Below are 16404 nucleotides of genomic sequence, written 5' to 3' on the forward strand. Positions count from 1 at the left end.
AAGGAACCGAACGGTAACCATGGACTTCCTCGCCGACTGCCGGACGCGGCTCGCGTTCGACCTCATGGCCAACACGTGGAACCCGGTCGTCGTCTGGGCCCTGCGCCACGGCCCGCAGCGGCACGTCGACCTGCGGCGCTCCATCGGCGGCATCAGCGCCAAGGTGCTCACGGAAACCGTGCGGCGCCTGGAGTCCGGCGGGCTCGTCGAGCGGCGCGAAGGCGCGTACGCGCTTACGCCGTTGGGTGAGACGCTGCTCGAGCCGATCGAGGGCTTCGGGCGGTGGGCCGCTGCGCACGGCGACGACGTCGTCGCCGCTCAAAGCCGAGGAGCACGATCAGCATGACCAGCTCCGTCGCGGGCAGCGGGTAGCCGAGGGCGAGCCCGGCGGCGACGTCCACCGCGGGGGCGCCGATCCCGGCCACGAACACCCATGTCGGTGCGGTCGGCGGCTTCGCGGCGGGAGACCACGGCGTCCTGCGGCCCGGTTTCGCGACCGACAGCCAGGCTTGGAACGCGAGTGCGCTCGCCATCAGGGACGCTCCGGCGATCTGCGGCCAGGCGACGGTGCCGGTGTCCGCGGAATCGCGCAGTGCGGGGGACAGCAGGAAGATTCCGGCGTAGAGCTGGATCAGCGTCAGGGCGAACTTGGTGAGCACCCACCAGTGCCGGAAGTAGCCCCACGCGGTCGCGCCGGCGAGCAGGAGGCCGGTGAACGCGGAGACGTTGGCCATCGGCGCGAGCAGGACGGCGTCGAGCCGGTCGGCCATCGCGGGCGCACCCGACGACATCAGCACGACCAGGGCGAGGGCCTGGCTCATCCAGGCGACCGACGAAACGACGTGCAGCCAGACGACGGCCTGCCGCCAGCGGGGAGAAGGCTTCATGGGTTCCAGGCTCGCGAAGACGATCCGCGGGCACATCGGGCCCGACCCGGGTTTCGCCCCGGACCCGCCGGAACCGGGTTTGCGCCCGCCGGGGTACGCCGCGGAGGCGGCCCTACCCCCGGGGGAGTAGGCGCAACCCGGATCTCGCGTGATTGGGCCCGTAACTCGCGTGATTGAGCCCGTAACTCGCGTGATTGGGCCCGGATCTCGCGTGATTGGGCCCGGCCCGTCGACAAGGCGTTGCCCGAAGCGTCGAAGAGGCGGGCCGCGACCTCCGCCGTCGCGCCTCGGGCCGCGATCGCCGCGCGCTCGGTCTCGTCCAGTGCGTCGTACACCGTCGACCCGCCCGGCTGCCACGCGCCGATGCTGACCACGGCCTTCGTCAACAGCCGGAACTGGCCGAACGTCTCCGCGATCCCCGGCTGCCGCCGCAACGTCTCCGTTGTCCGGCGGTCCGGCAGCACCAGCGGGCCGAAGATCGGGTACGCGTCGCCGCCGGACACCGACGTCACGCGGCTGACCGTCTCCACCGTACCCGCCGAAGCTGTTCTCACCCCGACGTTCGAGCAGCTCGGCAACGTCCTGAGCGGCGGGTTTCTGCCGTACCTGTCGAACTCGGCGTTCGTGACGGTCCTGTCGACGGCCTTGGTGCTGCTCTTCGGCGTCCCGGCGGCGTACGCGCTGTTGCTGGCGCCGGGTGCCGCACGAGATGATCGAGGCGGGCCGGATCGACGGCGCGAACCTGCCGACGCTGCTGCGTCCTGGCCGGGTTCATCACCAGCGAGGGGCTGTACCGGGCCCAGCTGTCCGCGGCGGCGCTGCCGGTGATGATCGTGGGGTGGATCGCGCAGAACCACCTGGTCCGCGGCCTGTCGATGGGCGCGGTCAAGTAACGCCGAAGGCCACCTCGAGGAGACCCGAGGTGGCCTTCGCGCGGGTCACTCCTGGAGGGAAAGGGCCTGGCTGGGGCACACGTGCACCGCTTCGCGGGCCTTTTCGACCAGCTCGCCCTCCGGCTGGTCGTCGAGCACGATGACCGTGCCGTCGTCCTCGCTCTGGTCGAACAGAGCGGGCTCGGTGAGTACGCACTGACCGGCGCCGACGCACTTGCCGGTGTCCGCGATGATCTTCATGGTCCTTCTCTCCCTGTGGTGGGTGGCAGTTCGTCTCTACCAGGTCACCGGCAGCCGGTACAGGCCGTAGATGTTCGCGTCGTCCTTGAACGGCAGGTCGTCGACGTCGGCGGCCAGCTGCAACCCGGGGATCCGGCGGAACAGCGTGTCGAAGACGATCTGCAGTTCCATCCGGGCGAGGTTCTGGCCGAGGCACTGGTGCGGCCCGAAGCCGAACGCCACGTGGTGGCGCGCGCCGCGCTCGATGTCGAGGGTGTCCGGGTCGTCGAACGCCCGTGGGTCGCGGTTCGCCGCGTAACCCAGCGCGAGGACGCCTTCGCCGGCGCGGATCAGCTGGCCGCCGACCTCGATGTCCCCGACGCACAGGCGCGCGGTGGCCGCGTCGACGATCGTCCAGTACCGCAGCATCTCTTCGACGGCGTCGAGCGTCTTGCCCGGGTCAGCCTTGATCACCGCGAGCTGCCCGGGGTTGCGGAGGAAGGCGACGGTGGACAGCGAGATCATGTTCGCCGTCGTCTCGTGCCCCGCGACCAGCAGCAGGAACCCCGTCGCGGCCAGCGACTCACGCTCGTAGGTGCCCTCCTCCCGGAGCTTGACGATCTGCCGGCCGAGCAGGTCGTCCGGTGGGTTCGCCTCCTTCTTCGCGATGAGGTCCGCCATGTACCCGCGGATGGTGTCGAACGCCGCCCGCCGCTCTTCGGGCGGGGTCGCGCGCTTGATCAGCTTCGCCGTGTGGGTCTGGAAGAAGTCGTGATCGGTGTACGGGACGCCGAGCATCTCGCAGATGACGAGCGACGGCACCGGCAGCGAAAGCGCCTCGACCAGGTCGGCGGGCTTCGGGCCGGCCAGCAGCGCGTCGATCCGGCCGTCGACGATCTCCTGGATCCGCGGCCGCAGCGTCTCCATCCGGCGCACAGTGAACTCGCCGAGGACGGCCTTGCGGGCCGGGCCGTGCTCGGGCGCGTCCATGGTGATCATGGTGCGCGCGTCGCCCTGGCGCCGGAACCCGCCCTTGACCAGCTGCGGGAAGTCCGGGTGCTGCCGGTCGGCGCTGAACCGCCGGTCGTTCAGCACGGTCCGGACGTCCTCGTGCCGGGTGACCACCCAGGCGTGGCCGCCGTCGGGCAGCCGCACCCGCGAGACGGGCTCACCCTCGCGGAGCTTCTCGTACGCCGGCGGCGGCGCGAACGGGCAGGTGCGGGTCATCGGGAATTCGCGCTCTTCGACGGTCGTCATGGCGTTCCCCTCACCAGGTCACGGGCAGGCAGTAGAGGCCGAAGATCTGCGAATCGTGCTTGAACGGCAGCTGGTCGACCGGCGCGGCCAGCTTCAGGTCCGGGATGCGGCGGAACAGCGTGTCGAAGACGATCTGCAGTTCCATCCGGGCCAGGTTCTGGCCGAGGCACTGGTGCGGACCGAAGCCGAAGGCGACGTGGTGGCGCGCGCCCCGCTCGAGGTCGAGCTTGTCGGCGTCCTCGAACGCCGTTTCGTCGCGGTTGCCGGAGTAGCTCAGGCCCAGCACGCCCTCGCCTTCGCGGATCAGCTGCCCGCCGATCTCGACGTCCGCGGTGGCGACGCGCGAGGTCGCGAACTCCGCGATCGTGAAGTACCGCAGCAGCTCCTCGACGGCGTCGAGGGTCTTGCCCGGGTCCTTCTTGATGATCTCGAGCTGGTCCGGGTTCTCCAGCAGCGCCACGGTGCCGAGCGAGATCATGTTCGCCGTCGTCTCGTGCCCGGCGAGGAGCAGCAGGAACGCCAGCGAGACCAGCGAGTCGTGGTCGACGTCGCCGTGCTCCTCGCGCTGCTTGAGGACCTGGCGGCCGAGCAGGTCATCGGTCGGGTCGGCTTCCTTGGCGGAGACGAGCTTGTCGAGGTAGTCCTGCATCCCTTCGACGGCCTGCATCCGCACCTCCTGCGTGACCTCCCGGTTCAGCAGGGTGGAGCTGCGCGACTGGAAGAACTCGTGGTCGGCGTACGGGACGCCGAGCTGTTCGCAGATGACCAGCGACGGCACCGGCAGGCTCAGTGCCGACACCAGGTCGGCGGGCTTCGGGCCGGCCAGGATGGCGTCGATGTGCTCGTCGACGATCTGCTGGATGCGCGGCTGCAGCGCCTTCATGCGCTTGACGGTGAACTCGCCGACGACCTCGCGGCGGGCGGCGCCGTGCTCCGGGGGGTCCATGTTGATCAGCGAGGCGGTGAACCGGCGGCGCTGCGGGCGCGCGCCCTTCGCCAGGACGGGGAAGCCGGGGTTGAAGCGGTCGGAGCTGAACCGCGGGTCGGTCAGCATCTGCCGGACTTCTTCCAGGCGCGTGATGGCCCAGGCTTCCGAGCCGTCGGGCAGGCTGACGCGCTGGACGGGGCCGGCCTCGCGCAGCTCCTGGTACGCCGGCGGCGGGGCGAACGGGCAGGTGCGAGCCAGTGGGAAGGTGTCGTCCCGCGTCGCGGGCTCGGCCAATTCAGTCATTTCGGACCCCCTAAATCGGACGGAAAGTATGCGGAGGATTACATTCCGGTTCTAGGTCCCAAGGTACCGAAGCGGAAGGACATCGTCCACTAGATGCCGACTACCCATTCGCGTGGGAAGTGGGTGGCCCGCTGACCATGCGAGAATCACCCCGCGCGATTCAGCGGAAGGCGAACGGCATGACGGCAGACCCCGAGACCACCCTGCGGGCGGACGCGCGGCGCAACCGCGACCAGATCCTCGCCGCGGCGAAGAGCATCTTCGCCGTCTCCGGTCCCGAGGTGCCGATGGAGGAGATCGCCCGCGCGGCCGGCGTCGGCGTCGGCACGCTCTACCGGCGGTTCCCGGACCGCGACGCGCTGGTCCGCGCGGTCGCCATGGACAACTTCGAGCGGGTGCTGATCGACGCGCGGGTGATCGCCTCCGAGGAGACGTCGTCGTGGCGCGCGCTGGAGCGGCTGCTGCGGCAGTCGGTCGAGCTGCAGCTGAGCGTGCAGCTGGCGATGGTGTCGCACCGGGCGCTGGTGATCCTCAAGAACGACCCGGAGGTCCGCCGCCTCCGCGACGAGATCCTGGCGGTCCTCGAACGCTTCGTCGCCGGCGCGAAGGCCGAGGGCAAGCTGCGCGACGACGTCGGCGCGGGTGACATCGCGATCCTGTTCGCGACGCTGCTGCGCCAGATGCGCGCGAAGTCCCCGGAGGTGGCCGAGATGGCGGCCCGCCGCTGTGTCGGCATCATGATCGACGGCCTCAGCGCGCGACCGGGTTCGGCCCTGCCCGGCCGGCCGATCACGTCCGGCGACCTCGACCCGGACTGAATCCGCGGATTCTCGTGTTAGGGTTCCGCCTCGTTCTGCCGGAATTGCAGCTGCGGGCGGGAAAATGCGACGAAGAATGCTGGCCGTGTTGTTGGCGATTTCCTTTCCGGTGGTCGCCGGGTGTGGCGGCGCGCCCGTCGACGGCGTGGCGGCGGCTTCGCTGCCTTCCCCTCCTTCGGTGACGCCCTCGGCTGCTCCTTCATCAGCGGCGTCGCCGTCGCCGTCGCTTTCGGCCTCCCGACCTGTGGCTACACCGCCGTCGACGCCGGTGCCGCCGTCGACCATGCCGGTGCGGAGCTGCCGGACCCCGGAGTTCACCACGAGCGACCCGGACGGCGGCTGGTCCGACGGCGGCTACTACGTCCACAACAACATGTGGAACGCCGGGGAAGCGGGCCCGGAAACGCTGCGCGCGTGCGCGTACGACAACTGGTACGTCGATTCCACCCAACCCGATTCGACGTCGGTGAAAACCTATCCGAACGTGCACAAGGACATCAACAACCAGAACGGAAAACCGTTCAACGACTATTCAGTGATCAAATCGACGTTCGCCGGCCGCGGCCCGGGCACGGGGGTGTACGACGTGGCGTACGACCTCTGGCTGAACGGCGTGGGCGACGGCAAGGGCGTCAGCGAGCTGATGGTCTGGACGGAGAACAGCAAGCAGGTCCCCTCGGGCGACAAGCTGTCGACGTACACGGCGGGCGGCTCGACGTACGACGTGTGGGCGGACGACGACGGGTACGTGGCGTTCGTGTCCCGGGCCACGCAGTTTTCGGGGAGCCTGGACCTGAAGGCGATGATCGCGTGGTCGATCGGCAAGGGGCTGATCCCCCCGAACCCGACGGTCAACCAGATCGGCTACGGGATCGAGTTCTGCTCGACCGGCGGCGGGAAGGCGCGGTTCACGCTGTCGGACTTCTCGGTGACGATGAGCTAGCGCCTGTCTCGGTACCATCCGGCGCATGGCCATCAAACTGGAGAACGTCGGCATCGCCGTCCGCGACCTCGAAGCAACGATCGCCTTCTTCACCGACCTGGGTCTCACGGTCGTCGGCCGGGACACGGTCAGTGGCGAATGGACCGAAACCGCCGTCGGCCTCGACGGCAACCACGCGAAGATCGCGATGCTCCGGACGCCGGACGGTCACGGTTGTCTCGAGCTCTTCGAGTACATCCACCCCGAAGCGATCGAGTCGGATCCCACGCGTCCCAATGAGATCGGCATGCACCGCGTCGCCTTCTCCGTCGACGACATCGACGAAGCTCTCGAGACTGCCGCGAGGCACGGCTGCCACCCGCTTCGGGGTGTGGCCACGTACGAGGACATCTACAAGCTCACGTACGTCCGCGGTCCCAGCGGCATCATCGTGATGCTCGCCGAGGAGCTGAAAAAGGGCTGACGGCCGCCACCCGGGCGGCGGCCGTCAGCTCGTCACATCAGACGCCGAGCGGGTGCCAGACCGTCTTCGCCTCCAGGTACCGCCGCAGGCGCGTCAGGTCCGGGGCCGCTGTCCAGTCCGGCTCTGCCGCCGGGACCGTCAGCACCCGCTTCACCGTGTTCGCCGCTTCGCGGGCCAGTTCGACGCGGTCCGCCGGGGTTGCTCCCGTCGGGTCCAGCGCGTTGACGTCTCCGTGCGATGCCAGCCAGGGGCCCAGTTCCGCGGCTCGCCCGGTCAGGACGTTCGCCACGCCGCCCGGGACGTCCGATGTCGCCAGGACCTCCGACAGGGTGATCGCCGGCAACGGACGCTCCGCGCTGGACACCACCACCGCCGTCGAGCCCGTGGCCAGGACCGGGGCCAGGACCTCGACCAGGCCCAGCAGCGACGACTGCTGCGGGGCCAGCACGCCCACCACGCCCGTCGGCTCCGGGACCGTGAACGAGAAGTACGGGCCCGCCACCGGGTTGGCCGCGCCGAGGACCGTGGCGATCTTGTCCGTCCAGCCCGCGTACCAGACCCAGCGGTCGATGGCCGCGTCCACAATGGACTCGGCCTTCTTCGGCGCCAGGCCCTCCGACGCCGACACCTCCGCGATGAACTGGTCGCGGCGGCCTTCGAGCACCTCGGCCACGCGGTAGAGGACCTGGCCGCGGTTGTACGCCGTGGCGGACGACCAGCCTCCGAACGCCTTGCGGGCCGCCACCACCGCGTCGCGGACGTCCTTGCGGGAGGCGTGGGCCGCGTTCGCCAGGAACTTGCCCTTGCTGTCCGTCACCGGATACACGCGGCCGGATTCCGAACGGGGGAACTTGCCGCCGAGGTACAGCTTGTACGTCTTGGCGACGGAGATGCGGTCAGACATTCAGGTACGCCTCCAGCCCGGTGCGGCCGCCTTCGCGCCCGAAGCCGGATTCCTGGTAGCCGCCGAACGGGGCGGTGGGGTCGAAGCGGTTGAAGGTGTTGGCCCAGACCACGCCGGCGCGCAGCTGGTTCGCCATCCACAGGATGCGGGAGCCCTTTTCCGTCCAGATGCCCGCCGAAAGCCCGTACGGCGTGTTGTTCGCCTTCGCCACGGCCTCGTCCGGCGTGCGGAACGTCAGCACCGACAGCACCGGGCCGAAGATCTCCTCGCGGGCGATCCGCATCGACTGGTGGACGTTCGCGAACACCGTCGGGGCGAAGAAGAACCCGCGCTCCGGCACCGGGCACGGGCTGGTCCAGCGCTGCGCGCCTTCGGCGTCGCCCGACTCGACGAGGCCGCGGATCTTCGCCAGCTGCTCGGCCGAGTTGATCGCGCCGATGTCGGTGTTCTTGTCCAGGGGGTCGCCGATGCGCAGCGTCGAGACGCGGTAGCGCAGCTTCTCCAGCACCTCTTCGGCGATGGACTCCTGGACCAGCAGGCGCGAGCCCGCGCAGCAGACGTGGCCCTGGTTGAAGAAGATGCCGTTGACGATGCCCTCGACGGCCTGGTCGAGCGGGGCGTCCTCGAACACGATGTTCGCCGCCTTGCCGCCCAGCTCCAGGGTCAGCTTCTTCGGCGTGCCCGCGACCTGGCGCTGGATGGCCTTGCCGACGTCGGTCGAGCCGGTGAAGGCGATCTTGTCGACGTCGCCGTGCTCCACAATGGACGCACCGATGTCGCCGGCGCCCGGGAGGATGTTGACCACGCCCGGCGGGAGTTCCGCCTGCTGGCAGATTTCGGCGAACACCAGCGCGGTCAGCGGCGTCGTCTCGGCCGGCTTGAGGACCACGGTGTTGCCGGTGGCCAGCGCCGGGGCGATCTTCCAGGCCAGCATCAGCAGCGGGAAGTTCCACGGGATGATCTGGCCCGCGACCCCCAGCGGCCGCGGGTCGGGCCCGTACCCCGCGTAGTCCAGCTTGTCGGCCCAGCCCGCGTGGTAGAAGAAGTGCGCCGCCGCCGTCGGGACGTCGGAGTCGCGCGACTCCTTGATCGGCTTGCCGTTGTCCAGGCTCTCCAGCACCGCCAGCTCGCGCGAGCGCTCCTGGATCAGCCGCGCGATGCGGAACAGGTACTTCGCGCGCTCGGTGCCCGGCATCTTCGACCAAACCGTGGTGTACGCCTTGCGCGCGGCCTTCACCGCGGTGTCCACATCGGACTTCGACGCGGTGCCGACCTCGGCGAGGACCTCTTCGGTGGCCGGGTTGATCGTCTTCAGCGGCTCACCCGAGCCGTCGACGAATTCGCCGTTGACGAACGGCTTGTAGGAGTCCTTCAGGTTCGCGATGGCGCGGGATTCGGGCGCCGGTGCGTACTCGAAAACAGGCATCAGTCCACCGTCACGTAGTCGGGGCCGCTGTAGTGGCCGTCCACCTGGGTGCGGCGCTGCAGCAGCAGGTCGTTGAGCAGGCTGGACGCGCCGAAGCGGAACAGGTCCGGGGTCAGCCACGGCTCGCCGGCGACCTCGTGCACGGCGACCAGGTACTTGATCGCGTCCTTCGTCGTCCGGATGCCGCCCGCGGGCTTGACGCCGCGCAGCTCACCGGTCTGGGTGTGCCAGTCGTGGACGGCCTGCAGCATGATGTGGGTGACCGGCAGCGTCGCGGCGGGGGAGACCTTGCCGGTGGACGTCTTGATGAAGTCGCCGCCCGCCAGCAGCGCCAGCCACGACGCGCGCCGGACGTTGTCGTACGTCGCCAGTTCGCCGGTCTCGAGGATGACCTTCAGGTGGGCGTCGCCGCAGGCGGCCTTGATCGCCCGGATCTCCTCGAAGACGTCCATGTACCGGCCTTCGAGGAAGGCGCCGCGGTCGATCACCATGTCGACTTCGTGCGCCCCGGCTTCGACGGCGATCTTCGTGTCGGCCAGCTTGATCTCGCGGCTCGTCCGCCCGGCGGGGAACCCGGTGGCGACGCTGGCGACGTGCACGCCGCTGCCCTCGAGCGCTTCGACGGCGGTGGCAACCATGTCCGGGTAGACGCAGACGGCGGCGACGCGCGGGGTGTCCTGGCGTTCGGGATCGGGCCGGACCGCCTTCGCGGCGAGGGCCCGGACCTTGCCCCGGGTGTCGGCGCCCTCCAGGGTGGTCAGGTCGACCATGGAGATGGCGGTGTCGATGGCCCACCGCTTGGCGTCCTTCTTGATGCTGCGCGTGCCGAGGCCCGCCGCGCGCTGCTCGACGCCGACCTGGTCGACACCGGGCAGCCCGAGCAGGAAGCGGCGCAGGCTCGCGGCGTCGCGAGTCGCGTCCACCAGCGGTGCCGGGGTGTCCGGCGCCGCTGACGTGCTGGTCGTGGCTGTCATGGGCCTGAGTCTAGGCGGCGGGTCCGACAGTTCGTGTCCCCGTTGGTTGTGACGCTGGGTGCGTAACACGTCACAACGCCGAGGTCAGGCCCCTTCGATCTGCGGTGGCTCGGCTCGGTTCGAAGGCTTCCGGTACACGACCACGCCACCCCAGAAGGCCAGGCCGTTGATCTTCACGGTGGGCGCGGTCGGCGGGGCCGGGGGTGCGCCCGACTTGTCCTCCAGGACGAAGCCGCCCATCAGGCCGATGCCCGTGACGTCCACGTTGATGTCGTCGGGGACGGTGATCTGGATGCCGCCCATGATCGCGACGGCGGTGATCGTGCTGTGCTTGTCCGCGAACCGGGCCTGGCGGAGGTCGATCTCCGCGCCGCCCCAGAAGGCCAGGCTGTTGTGCTGCGGGGGGAGGACCCAGCTGCCCTTGCGGACCGCGCCCGACAGCACGCCGATCGACACCGGGGAGCCCGGGTGGCCGCCGATGCGCTGGTCCGGGAAGCCCAGGGCGCGGGTCGTCGCCGGCTCGATCGCCGCCGAGGACGTCGGGAGGTCCGCCGTCACCGGCTTCAGCTCGCCGAGGGTTTTCGCCGCGTAGACCGTGGTGAGCCGCTCTTCCAGCTCGTTGACCGTGATCCGCCCCTCCGCGAGGGCGTTGTGCAGCACCCGGGCGACGCGTTCACGGTCCGCGTCGGAAGCCCGCATCTGGTCGGGCGTCAGTTCGCTCACCCGGCGTAGCTTATCGGCGAAAACCACGCTGTGTGTCCATCTTCTGGAGGACACTGGGCCGATGGTCGAGTTTCCGGACGGCACCCGCGTGCACGGGCGCGGGCTGGGCCGTCCCCGCCCCGACGGACCCGAGCCCGATTTCGGGCTCTACCTGGGGACGAGCCGGCTGCGCCGCAAGCACGGCGGCGGCATCAGCTGGCCGCACGAGTGGATCACCTGGCCCGATTTCCTGTTGCCGATGAACCCGCAGGACGCCCGCCGCAAGATCAAGGCGCTCCACGAACGGGCGAAAACCGAGACGGTCGAGGTCGCCTGCTACGGCGGTGTGGGGCGGACCGGGACGGTCATGGCCTGCCTGGCGACCCTGTCGGGGGTGCCGGCCGAGGAGGCGGTCGCGTGGGTGCGGGCGAACTACCACGAACGGGCGGTCGAGACGCCCTGGCAGCGACGCTGGGTCAGCTGGTTCGCGCAGCAGAGCTGAGGAACGCGGCCCACGCGGGGGCGGGGACGGTGAGGTGGCCGCCTTCGCGGTCCTTGGTGTCGCGGACGCCGACGGTGGAGGGGGAGGTGGCCACCTCGACGCAGTTGGAGTCGTTAGTGCTGTGGCTGCTCTTGCGCCAAGCGTTCATGGTTTGTGCTCCTCAGCTGGGACCGGCTCGCCGATAGTACTGGCAACCAGCCGCGCCGAGTCGGCGTGTGACAGCGCGATGGCACAGATTTCGCGCCAGGCTGTCTTGACCATGGCCACGTGGTGGTCCTCCTCGAGAAAGCTGCTCGTACCCCGGCTTTCGACATGGACCAAAGAGGGCTCGTCCCCAAATTCGAGGATGAGGAATGGTCCCCGTAGGCCGGGGTGCGCGCCCGCGGCGAAGGGAACCACGCGGAAGGTGACATTGGATCGGCGGCCGAGGAGGAGAAGGTGGTGGAGCTGTGCGCGCATGGTCTCGGAGTCGCCGATCGGGCGGTGGAGCACCATTTCATCGACCATGAGCTCAACGGAAGCGGCATTGCGGCGGCTCAGGATGAGCTGGCGGGTGAGCCGGGCCGAAACCAGACCTTCGACTTCGGCTTCGGTCAGGCGCGGATCGCCGCCGTGCAGGAGTGCGCGCGCGTATTCAGGGGTTTGGGCGAGGCCGGGAATGACCTGTGATTCGTAGTTCTTGATGCCGACCGCTTCGTTCTCAAAGCGCATCAAATCCTTCCAGTTCGGCGGCAACTTGCCATGGATCTCGTGCCAGTTCCGCTCCTCACCCTCCCTGACCAGCGCCAACAGCTCCGTCCGCTTCGCGGCCGGCACGCGCAGCAGCCCCAGAATCGCCGACACGTCGTCCGCGTACAACCCGCGGTCGCCGGTCTCCATCCGGCTGATCTTGCTCTCCGAGCAGTCGAGGGCCGTCGCCACGTCCAGGCAGGTCAGGCCCGCCGCCACCCGCCACGTCCGGAGCTCCGCCGAGACCCTTCGCTGCCGCACCGACACCCGCTTGTTCTTGGCCATGCGCACACCTTCACCGCTTGCCGGCGCGGCAAGGAAGATCGCTCACCCGGTCGATCAGTTGCGTGCGTCCGTGGCAAGGAACCAGGCTTGGGCATGTTCAAGAAACCCAAGGCCATGCACCAGACCTGGACGCTCAACGGCGTCTACGCGAACTGGAAGCTGACCGTCGCGATCGAGCCGGGGGAGTACGCCCACGACGTGCCCGAGTGGCCCGGGGAGAAGCTGGCGCCGCTCGTCGGGCACTTCTTCGAGGCCGTCAACCTCTACGAACTGAGGAGGGACGCCGAACTGACCCACCGGCTAGATTGACCGCATGGATGTGCACGTCGTCGACCACCCCCTCGCGAAGGCCCGGCTCTCCACGATGCGCGACGCGCGCACCGACAGCGCCGCGTTCCGGGCCGCGCTGCACGAGCTGACCGTCATGCTCGTCTACGAAGCCACGCGCGACGTGCCCGTCAAGATCGAGAAGATCCACACGCCGGTCGCGCGCACCGACGGCTACAAACTCGCCAAGCCGCCGCTGCTCGTACCGGTGCTGCGCGCCGGGCTGGGCATGGCCGACCAGGCGCACAAGCTGATCCCGGACGCGCAGATGGGGTTCGTCGGGCTCGCGCGCGACGAGGAGACGCTCAAGCCGACGCCGTACCTCGAATCCCTGCCGGAATCGCTCGCCGACCGGCCGGTGCTGGTCCTCGACCCGATGCTCGCCACCGGCGGCTCGATGGAGTACACCATCCGCCTGCTGACCGACCGCGGCGCCGACGACGTGACGGCGATCTGCGCGCTCGCGGCCCCCGAGGGCCTGGCCCACCTGGAGAAGACCGGCCTGCCGGTGCGGGTCGTCACCGCGAGCATCGACGAGCGCCTCAACGACTCGGGCTTCATCGTCCCGGGCCTCGGCGACGCGGGCGACCGCCAGTACGGCGCCGTCTAGCCTTGCCCGTCCTGAATTGGCGGTGGATCGCCGTGACCGCCGCCGCGGTCGCGGCCGTCACCGGGGTCCTGCTCTGGGTGTTCCTGGCCTGGTCCGGACGGCCCGACGCGCCGGTCCGGATCGACGCGGTCAAGACGGCGTTCGGCGTCGGCGCGGGCGGGGCGTTCGCGCTCTGGCTGGCGACCCGCCGCCAGCGCACCCTCGAACTGCAGCTGGCCGAGACGACGCTGGACCTGGAGGAGCGCCGGGTCACCGAGCTGTACACGAAGTCCGTCGAGCAGCTCGGCAGCGACAAGGCACCCGTCCGGCTCGGCGGGCTGTACGCCCTCGAACGGCTCGGGCAGGACAACCCGAAGCACCGGCAGTCGATCGTCAACGTGCTGTGCGCGTACCTCCGGATGCCGTTCAAGGCCCCGGACACCGGCCTCCGCGGCCGGACCGGCGCGGAACCCGGCGAGGACACCGACCCCGAGCTGCTGGTCCGCCTGGCCGCGCAGTTCACCGGCACCGCGAACTTCGACCGGTCGACCTTCGACGAGGGGGCGTTCTTCTCCGGGTCGCACTTCGCCCGGGACGCCCGGTTCACGCGGATCCGCTCGGGCGGGGTGTTCCAGTTCTCCCACACGACCTTCGACGAGGGCGCGGCGTTCGAGGACGGCGAACACGAGGAGCTCGACCTCGCGGACGCGCGGTTCCCCGAGGCCGGGTAACACAACACCCGGGCCGGTGCCGGCCACTCAACGGTGTGACCAACCAAGTGACAGGGGCGCCGGTGGGTGACCGGGCACTGTGGGACCGGGCGGCCGAAGGCGACGAAGCCGCCTTCGGCGAGCTCTTCGAACGGCACGCCGAGGCCGTCTGGAACCACGCCTACCGGCTGACCGGCTCGTGGTCCGCGGCCGAGGACCTCACCTCGCACACCTTCCTCATCGCCTGGCGCCGCCGCGCCGACGTCACGCTCGTGCGGGACAGCGCGCTGCCGTGGCTCTACACCGTGGCCGGCAACGCCGCCCGGGACGAACACCGCGGCGCGAGCCGGCGGTTGCGCCTGCTCCGGAAGCTGCCGGACGCGCCGGTGGTGTCCGACCACGCCGACGCGGTGGCCGAGCGGCTCGACGGCGAACAGCGGCTGCGCGAGGTCGTCGCCGCCGTCCGGACGCTGCCGAAGGCGCAGCGGGAGGTCGTCGAGCTGTGCCTGCTCGGTGAGCTGAGCGCCGCCGACGCCGCCGCGTTGCTGGCCGTCGCCGAGGTCACCGTCCGCGCCCACCTGTCCCGGGCCCGCGCCCGGCTGCGCACGCTGCTGGAGGAGAAATGAGCCTGCGAGAACTCCCGCCCCGGCGCACTCTGCCGGACGACGTCCGCGACCGGCTGCGGGCCGAAGTCCGCCGGGGCATCGCGAAACCGCGGCGCACCAGGCACGTCTGGTACGCCGCCGCGGCCGCTGTGCTCGTCCTGGCCGCGGGCGCGGTCGTGGCGACGCAGGTGATCCGATGGCAACCGGTGGCCGGTCCCGGGCGGGGCCCCGAGGTCTTCAATCCGCTCAGCCTCGACGTGCGGGTGGCCACCTCGTCGCTGGACCGCTGTTGGGCCGCGGTGCAGGCGGCGGGAAAGGCGGACCGCGTGCCCCCGCGAGCCGAATGGGTCCCGCTGTTCACGACGGTTCTGCACGCGGATTCGGTGGTCGCGGCGACCGCCGCCGGCAAGCCGATCTTCTGCGAGACCACCGAGGCGACCGTGACGCTGTCGGACCCGGCAGCCACGCCCGCCTACGCCCCGGGCACGCGCACGGGGCTGCTGCTGCACAGCGCGACCGGAATGGCCGGTGGGGTCCTCGCCCCCGACGGGGACGGGTTGTTCCTCGGCTCGCGCACCGAGGACGGCGAGAACCAGTCGCAGGCCATCTACTCCTCCCCGGTCACCCGGCAGTTCGTCGGGGTGACCCGGAGCGACCCGGCACGGACGACGCTCACCCTCGGCCGGCCGATGCAACCGGGCGAGGAAACGCTGCCCGCGGCGCCGCCGCCCCTGCTTTCGGTCGTGGACCGGCCGGTGACCGCCGACCGGACGTCCCCCGCGGGCCGGGCGCTGGGCGACTGCCTGGCGGCGGCGGAGCTGGAGGCGATCCCCGACGCCGCGGCGTACGAGCCGGGGCCGCTGCTCGAGACGGACGTCTACCGGGTGGTCCTCGGCCGCCGCGGCGACCGGTTGGTGGTCTGCACCACCGAGCCCGACTACGGGCGGCCGGGGAAGCCAAGGGTCCGCGCCATCGCCAGCGGCCCTTCGCCGGAGAAGCCGCCGGCGTACCCGTTGATCGTGGATACCCTGGGTCGCCAACCGGGCGCCCCGCCGGCGACGGACCGCCGTCCGTTCGCCGCGGCCCTGCCCGCGACCGCGGCGACGGCGGTCATCGATTTCGGCGGCGGCGCGAGTACCGAGGCCCAGGTCGTGGCCGGCATGGTCGTCGTGTGGGTCCCCGAAAACACCAAGCTCTCGCCGGAGACGAATGTCCACGTGACGGCGAGGGACGCGAAGGGCGCGGTCGTCTACGACGGGTCGTTGCCCATGATCTGAGGCCGCAGCCAGCCGGAGGCGTTCGCGCGCAGAGCCGCTTCGTAGGACGCGGTGACGTCGAACTCCTCCGGCAGGTTGCCGGTCAGTTCCAGGGACACCAGGCCGTGCACGATGGCCCAGCAGCCGACCGCGATCGTCTCCGGCGGGACGTCGAGGAAGACGCCGTCGGCGACGGCCCGGCGGATGATCCGCTCCAGCGGTTCCAGGGTTTTGCGGGCGAGCTTTTCGGCGTCTTCGTTCGGCTCGAACCCGGGCACCGACCTGGAGAACATGATCCCGTAGAGGTGCGGGTCGGCCAGCGCGCTCGTGCGGTAGGCGCTGCCGAGCGCGACGAGGTCGTCGACGGCGTCGCCGGTCAGCTGCGTCCCGGCCATCCGGGCGCCGAAGCGGCGGAAGCCTTCGGTGTAGAGGGCGTTCACCAGGTCGGGTTTGCTGCCGAAGAGCGAGTACACGGCGGTGGTCGACGTCCCGGCGTCGGCGGCCAGCTTGCGCAGGGAAAGCGCCTTCGGCCCGTCGGCCGCGATCAGCTCGCCGGCCCGGTCCAGCAGCTTGAGCCGGAGCGCTTCGTCGTGCGTGCGGGGCCGTGCCATGCACGCAGCGTATCGGAACGGTGTTATGGATGACCAGGGTGAAGAGTTGACCTGGAGTGCACTCCAGGTCGTA

Annotated in this window: 22 protein-coding genes and 2 pseudogenes; 12 read left to right on the forward strand and 12 right to left on the reverse strand. The window is 70.3% G+C overall.

Annotated features, from left to right (window positions below):
• Window positions 1–19 precede the first annotated feature (19 nt).
• The gene (locus tag C2L59_RS30735) at window positions 20–346 is read left to right on the forward strand and encodes a helix-turn-helix domain-containing protein (protein WP_103353028.1); all 327 of its coding nucleotides are present in this window, start codon (window positions 20–22) and stop codon (window positions 344–346) included.
• Here C2L59_RS30735 and C2L59_RS30740 read toward each other — a convergent pair.
• Complete coding sequence (locus tag C2L59_RS30740) at window positions 234–887, reverse strand: hypothetical protein (protein WP_233223780.1); 654 nt, start codon at window positions 885–887, stop codon at window positions 234–236. The genes C2L59_RS30735 and C2L59_RS30740 overlap by 113 nt on opposite strands.
• Here C2L59_RS30740 and C2L59_RS49905 point away from each other — a divergent pair.
• Window positions 886–1017 carry a hypothetical protein gene (locus C2L59_RS49905; protein ID WP_255410315.1) on the forward strand — a complete coding sequence of 44 codons (132 nt, stop codon included), beginning with the start codon at window positions 886–888 and terminating at the stop codon, window positions 1015–1017. The genes C2L59_RS30740 and C2L59_RS49905 overlap by 2 nt on opposite strands.
• 88 nt (window positions 1018–1105) lie before the next feature.
• Here the strand turns inward: C2L59_RS49905 and C2L59_RS30745 are convergent.
• A pseudogene (locus C2L59_RS30745) lies at window positions 1106–1474 on the reverse strand (sugar-binding domain-containing protein); the annotation flags it as partial.
• Here C2L59_RS30745 and C2L59_RS30750 point away from each other — a divergent pair.
• Window positions 1416–1780: pseudogene (locus C2L59_RS30750) on the forward strand (carbohydrate ABC transporter permease); the annotation flags it as partial. The pseudogenes C2L59_RS30745 and C2L59_RS30750 sit on opposite strands and share 59 nt — an antisense overlap.
• Before the next feature lie 45 nt (window positions 1781–1825).
• Here C2L59_RS30750 and C2L59_RS30755 read toward each other — a convergent pair.
• From C2L59_RS30755 to C2L59_RS30765, 3 genes are read right to left on the reverse strand one after another with little or no spacing between them, the layout of a single operon-like run.
• Complete coding sequence (locus C2L59_RS30755; protein ID WP_103353029.1) at window positions 1826–2020, reverse strand: ferredoxin; 195 nt, start codon at window positions 2018–2020, stop codon at window positions 1826–1828.
• A 36-nt stretch (window positions 2021–2056) separates the two neighbouring features.
• On the reverse strand, window positions 2057–3256 hold the full coding sequence (locus tag C2L59_RS30760) for a cytochrome P450 (protein ID WP_103353030.1): 1200 nt from the start codon (window positions 3254–3256) through the stop codon (window positions 2057–2059).
• Between the two features lie 10 nt (window positions 3257–3266).
• On the reverse strand, window positions 3267–4487 hold the full coding sequence (locus tag C2L59_RS30765; protein WP_103353031.1) for a cytochrome P450: 1221 nt from the start codon (window positions 4485–4487) through the stop codon (window positions 3267–3269).
• A 179-nt stretch (window positions 4488–4666) separates the two neighbouring features.
• Here C2L59_RS30765 and C2L59_RS30770 point away from each other — a divergent pair, with 179 nt between their 5' ends.
• The 3 genes from C2L59_RS30770 (at window position 4667) to C2L59_RS30780 (ending at window position 6711) form a co-directional block, all read left to right on the forward strand.
• Window positions 4667–5305 carry a TetR/AcrR family transcriptional regulator gene (locus tag C2L59_RS30770; RefSeq protein WP_103353032.1) on the forward strand — a complete coding sequence of 213 codons (639 nt, stop codon included), beginning with the start codon at window positions 4667–4669 and terminating at the stop codon, window positions 5303–5305.
• A gap of 244 nt (window positions 5306–5549) precedes the next feature.
• Window positions 5550–6248, forward strand: a complete 699-nt coding sequence (locus C2L59_RS30775; protein WP_233223781.1) for a hypothetical protein — start codon at window positions 5550–5552, stop codon at window positions 6246–6248.
• 25 nt (window positions 6249–6273) lie between these two features.
• Window positions 6274–6711 (forward strand): VOC family protein, encoded by a 438-nt coding sequence (locus C2L59_RS30780; RefSeq protein ID WP_103353034.1) that lies wholly within the window; start codon window positions 6274–6276, stop codon window positions 6709–6711.
• Between the two features lie 37 nt (window positions 6712–6748).
• Here the strand turns inward: C2L59_RS30780 and C2L59_RS30785 are convergent, their stop codons facing one another.
• The 4 genes from C2L59_RS30785 to C2L59_RS30800 form a co-directional block, all read right to left on the reverse strand.
• Window positions 6749–7615 carry an aldehyde dehydrogenase family protein gene (locus C2L59_RS30785; RefSeq protein WP_103353035.1) on the reverse strand — a complete coding sequence of 289 codons (867 nt, stop codon included), beginning with the start codon at window positions 7613–7615 and terminating at the stop codon, window positions 6749–6751.
• Entirely contained in the window at window positions 7608–9041 is a 1434-nt protein-coding gene (locus C2L59_RS30790; protein ID WP_103353036.1) for an aldehyde dehydrogenase family protein, read from the reverse strand. Before C2L59_RS30790 ends, C2L59_RS30785 begins: the two co-directional genes overlap by 8 nt.
• Window positions 9041–10015, reverse strand: a complete 975-nt coding sequence (gene deoC, locus C2L59_RS30795) for a deoxyribose-phosphate aldolase (protein WP_103353037.1) — start codon at window positions 10013–10015, stop codon at window positions 9041–9043. The genes C2L59_RS30790 and deoC overlap by 1 nt, the downstream gene beginning before the upstream one ends.
• 84 nt (window positions 10016–10099) lie before the next feature.
• Window positions 10100–10714 carry a DUF1707 domain-containing protein gene (locus tag C2L59_RS30800; protein WP_199199341.1) on the reverse strand — a complete coding sequence of 205 codons (615 nt, stop codon included), beginning with the start codon at window positions 10712–10714 and terminating at the stop codon, window positions 10100–10102.
• Between the two features lie 85 nt (window positions 10715–10799).
• Here C2L59_RS30800 and C2L59_RS30805 point away from each other — a divergent pair, with 85 nt between their 5' ends.
• On the forward strand, window positions 10800–11219 hold the full coding sequence (locus tag C2L59_RS30805; RefSeq protein WP_103353039.1) for a protein-tyrosine phosphatase family protein: 420 nt from the start codon (window positions 10800–10802) through the stop codon (window positions 11217–11219).
• On the opposite strand, the gene C2L59_RS30810 is transcribed toward C2L59_RS30805, so the two are convergent.
• On the reverse strand, window positions 11194–11367 hold the full coding sequence (locus C2L59_RS30810; RefSeq protein WP_103353040.1) for a DUF397 domain-containing protein: 174 nt from the start codon (window positions 11365–11367) through the stop codon (window positions 11194–11196). The genes C2L59_RS30805 and C2L59_RS30810 overlap by 26 nt on opposite strands.
• A complete protein-coding gene (locus C2L59_RS30815) occupies window positions 11364–12233 on the reverse strand; it encodes a helix-turn-helix transcriptional regulator (RefSeq protein ID WP_103353041.1) in 870 nt (289 codons plus the stop codon). The genes C2L59_RS30810 and C2L59_RS30815 overlap by 4 nt, the downstream gene beginning before the upstream one ends.
• Before the next feature lie 93 nt (window positions 12234–12326).
• Here C2L59_RS30815 and C2L59_RS30820 point away from each other — a divergent pair, with 93 nt between their 5' ends.
• The 5 genes from C2L59_RS30820 to C2L59_RS30840 are packed head-to-tail and all read left to right on the forward strand — an operon-like array spanning window position 12327 to window position 15741.
• The gene (locus C2L59_RS30820; protein WP_103353042.1) at window positions 12327–12542 is read left to right on the forward strand and encodes a hypothetical protein; all 216 of its coding nucleotides are present in this window, start codon (window positions 12327–12329) and stop codon (window positions 12540–12542) included.
• Between the two features lie 4 nt (window positions 12543–12546).
• Window positions 12547–13170: a uracil phosphoribosyltransferase gene (gene upp / locus C2L59_RS30825; protein ID WP_091304537.1), complete on the forward strand. Its 624-nt coding sequence runs from the start codon at window positions 12547–12549 to the stop codon at window positions 13168–13170.
• Window positions 13171–13202: 32 nt separating this feature from the next.
• Window positions 13203–13880 carry a pentapeptide repeat-containing protein gene (locus C2L59_RS30830; RefSeq protein ID WP_103353043.1) on the forward strand — a complete coding sequence of 226 codons (678 nt, stop codon included), beginning with the start codon at window positions 13203–13205 and terminating at the stop codon, window positions 13878–13880.
• Window positions 13881–13915: 35 nt separating this feature from the next.
• The gene (locus C2L59_RS30835) at window positions 13916–14485 is read left to right on the forward strand and encodes an RNA polymerase sigma factor (protein WP_103353044.1); all 570 of its coding nucleotides are present in this window, start codon (window positions 13916–13918) and stop codon (window positions 14483–14485) included.
• Complete coding sequence (locus C2L59_RS30840) at window positions 14482–15741, forward strand: hypothetical protein (RefSeq protein WP_103353045.1); 1260 nt, start codon at window positions 14482–14484, stop codon at window positions 15739–15741. The genes C2L59_RS30835 and C2L59_RS30840 overlap by 4 nt, the downstream gene beginning before the upstream one ends.
• On the opposite strand, the gene C2L59_RS30845 is transcribed toward C2L59_RS30840, so the two are convergent.
• Window positions 15714–16331: a TetR/AcrR family transcriptional regulator gene (locus tag C2L59_RS30845; protein ID WP_103353046.1), complete on the reverse strand. Its 618-nt coding sequence runs from the start codon at window positions 16329–16331 to the stop codon at window positions 15714–15716. The two genes, C2L59_RS30840 and C2L59_RS30845, sit on opposite strands and share 28 nt — an antisense overlap.
• Between the last annotated feature and the right edge of the window lie 73 nt (window positions 16332–16404).

The organism is Amycolatopsis sp. CA-128772, from assembly GCF_002904295.1.
Lineage (GTDB): Bacteria > Actinomycetota > Actinomycetes > Mycobacteriales > Pseudonocardiaceae > Amycolatopsis.

Excerpts from the sequence above, each read along its gene's own strand:
- C2L59_RS30805 (WP_103353039.1), top strand. The coding sequence starts at position 10,800 with ATGGTCGAGTTTCCGGACGGCACCCGCGTGCACGGGCGCGGGCTGGGC.
- C2L59_RS30760 (WP_103353030.1), bottom strand. The coding sequence starts at position 3,256 with ATGACGACCGTCGAAGAGCGCGAATTCCCGATGACCCGCACCTGCCCG.
- C2L59_RS30740 (WP_233223780.1), bottom strand. The coding sequence starts at position 887 with ATGAAGCCTTCTCCCCGCTGGCGGCAGGCCGTCGTCTGGCTGCACGTC.
- upp (WP_091304537.1), top strand. The coding sequence starts at position 12,547 with ATGGATGTGCACGTCGTCGACCACCCCCTCGCGAAGGCCCGGCTCTCC.
- deoC (WP_103353037.1), bottom strand. The coding sequence starts at position 10,015 with ATGACAGCCACGACCAGCACGTCAGCGGCGCCGGACACCCCGGCACCG.
- C2L59_RS30785 (WP_103353035.1), bottom strand. The coding sequence starts at position 7,615 with ATGTCTGACCGCATCTCCGTCGCCAAGACGTACAAGCTGTACCTCGGC.
- C2L59_RS30810 (WP_103353040.1), bottom strand. The coding sequence starts at position 11,367 with ATGAACGCTTGGCGCAAGAGCAGCCACAGCACTAACGACTCCAACTGC.
- C2L59_RS30755 (WP_103353029.1), bottom strand. The coding sequence starts at position 2,020 with ATGAAGATCATCGCGGACACCGGCAAGTGCGTCGGCGCCGGTCAGTGC.
- C2L59_RS30820 (WP_103353042.1), top strand. The coding sequence starts at position 12,327 with ATGTTCAAGAAACCCAAGGCCATGCACCAGACCTGGACGCTCAACGGC.
- C2L59_RS30780 (WP_103353034.1), top strand. The coding sequence starts at position 6,274 with ATGGCCATCAAACTGGAGAACGTCGGCATCGCCGTCCGCGACCTCGAA.
- C2L59_RS30845 (WP_103353046.1), bottom strand. The coding sequence starts at position 16,331 with ATGGCACGGCCCCGCACGCACGACGAAGCGCTCCGGCTCAAGCTGCTG.
- C2L59_RS49905 (WP_255410315.1), top strand. The coding sequence starts at position 886 with ATGGGTTCCAGGCTCGCGAAGACGATCCGCGGGCACATCGGGCCCGAC.
- C2L59_RS30765 (WP_103353031.1), bottom strand. The coding sequence starts at position 4,487 with ATGACTGAATTGGCCGAGCCCGCGACGCGGGACGACACCTTCCCACTG.
- C2L59_RS30790 (WP_103353036.1), bottom strand. The coding sequence starts at position 9,041 with ATGCCTGTTTTCGAGTACGCACCGGCGCCCGAATCCCGCGCCATCGCG.
- C2L59_RS30800 (WP_199199341.1), bottom strand. The coding sequence starts at position 10,714 with ATGCGGGCTTCCGACGCGGACCGTGAACGCGTCGCCCGGGTGCTGCAC.
- C2L59_RS30770 (WP_103353032.1), top strand. The coding sequence starts at position 4,667 with ATGACGGCAGACCCCGAGACCACCCTGCGGGCGGACGCGCGGCGCAAC.
- C2L59_RS30815 (WP_103353041.1), bottom strand. The coding sequence starts at position 12,233 with ATGGCCAAGAACAAGCGGGTGTCGGTGCGGCAGCGAAGGGTCTCGGCG.
- C2L59_RS30840 (WP_103353045.1), top strand. The coding sequence starts at position 14,482 with ATGAGCCTGCGAGAACTCCCGCCCCGGCGCACTCTGCCGGACGACGTC.
- C2L59_RS30735 (WP_103353028.1), top strand. The coding sequence starts at position 20 with ATGGACTTCCTCGCCGACTGCCGGACGCGGCTCGCGTTCGACCTCATG.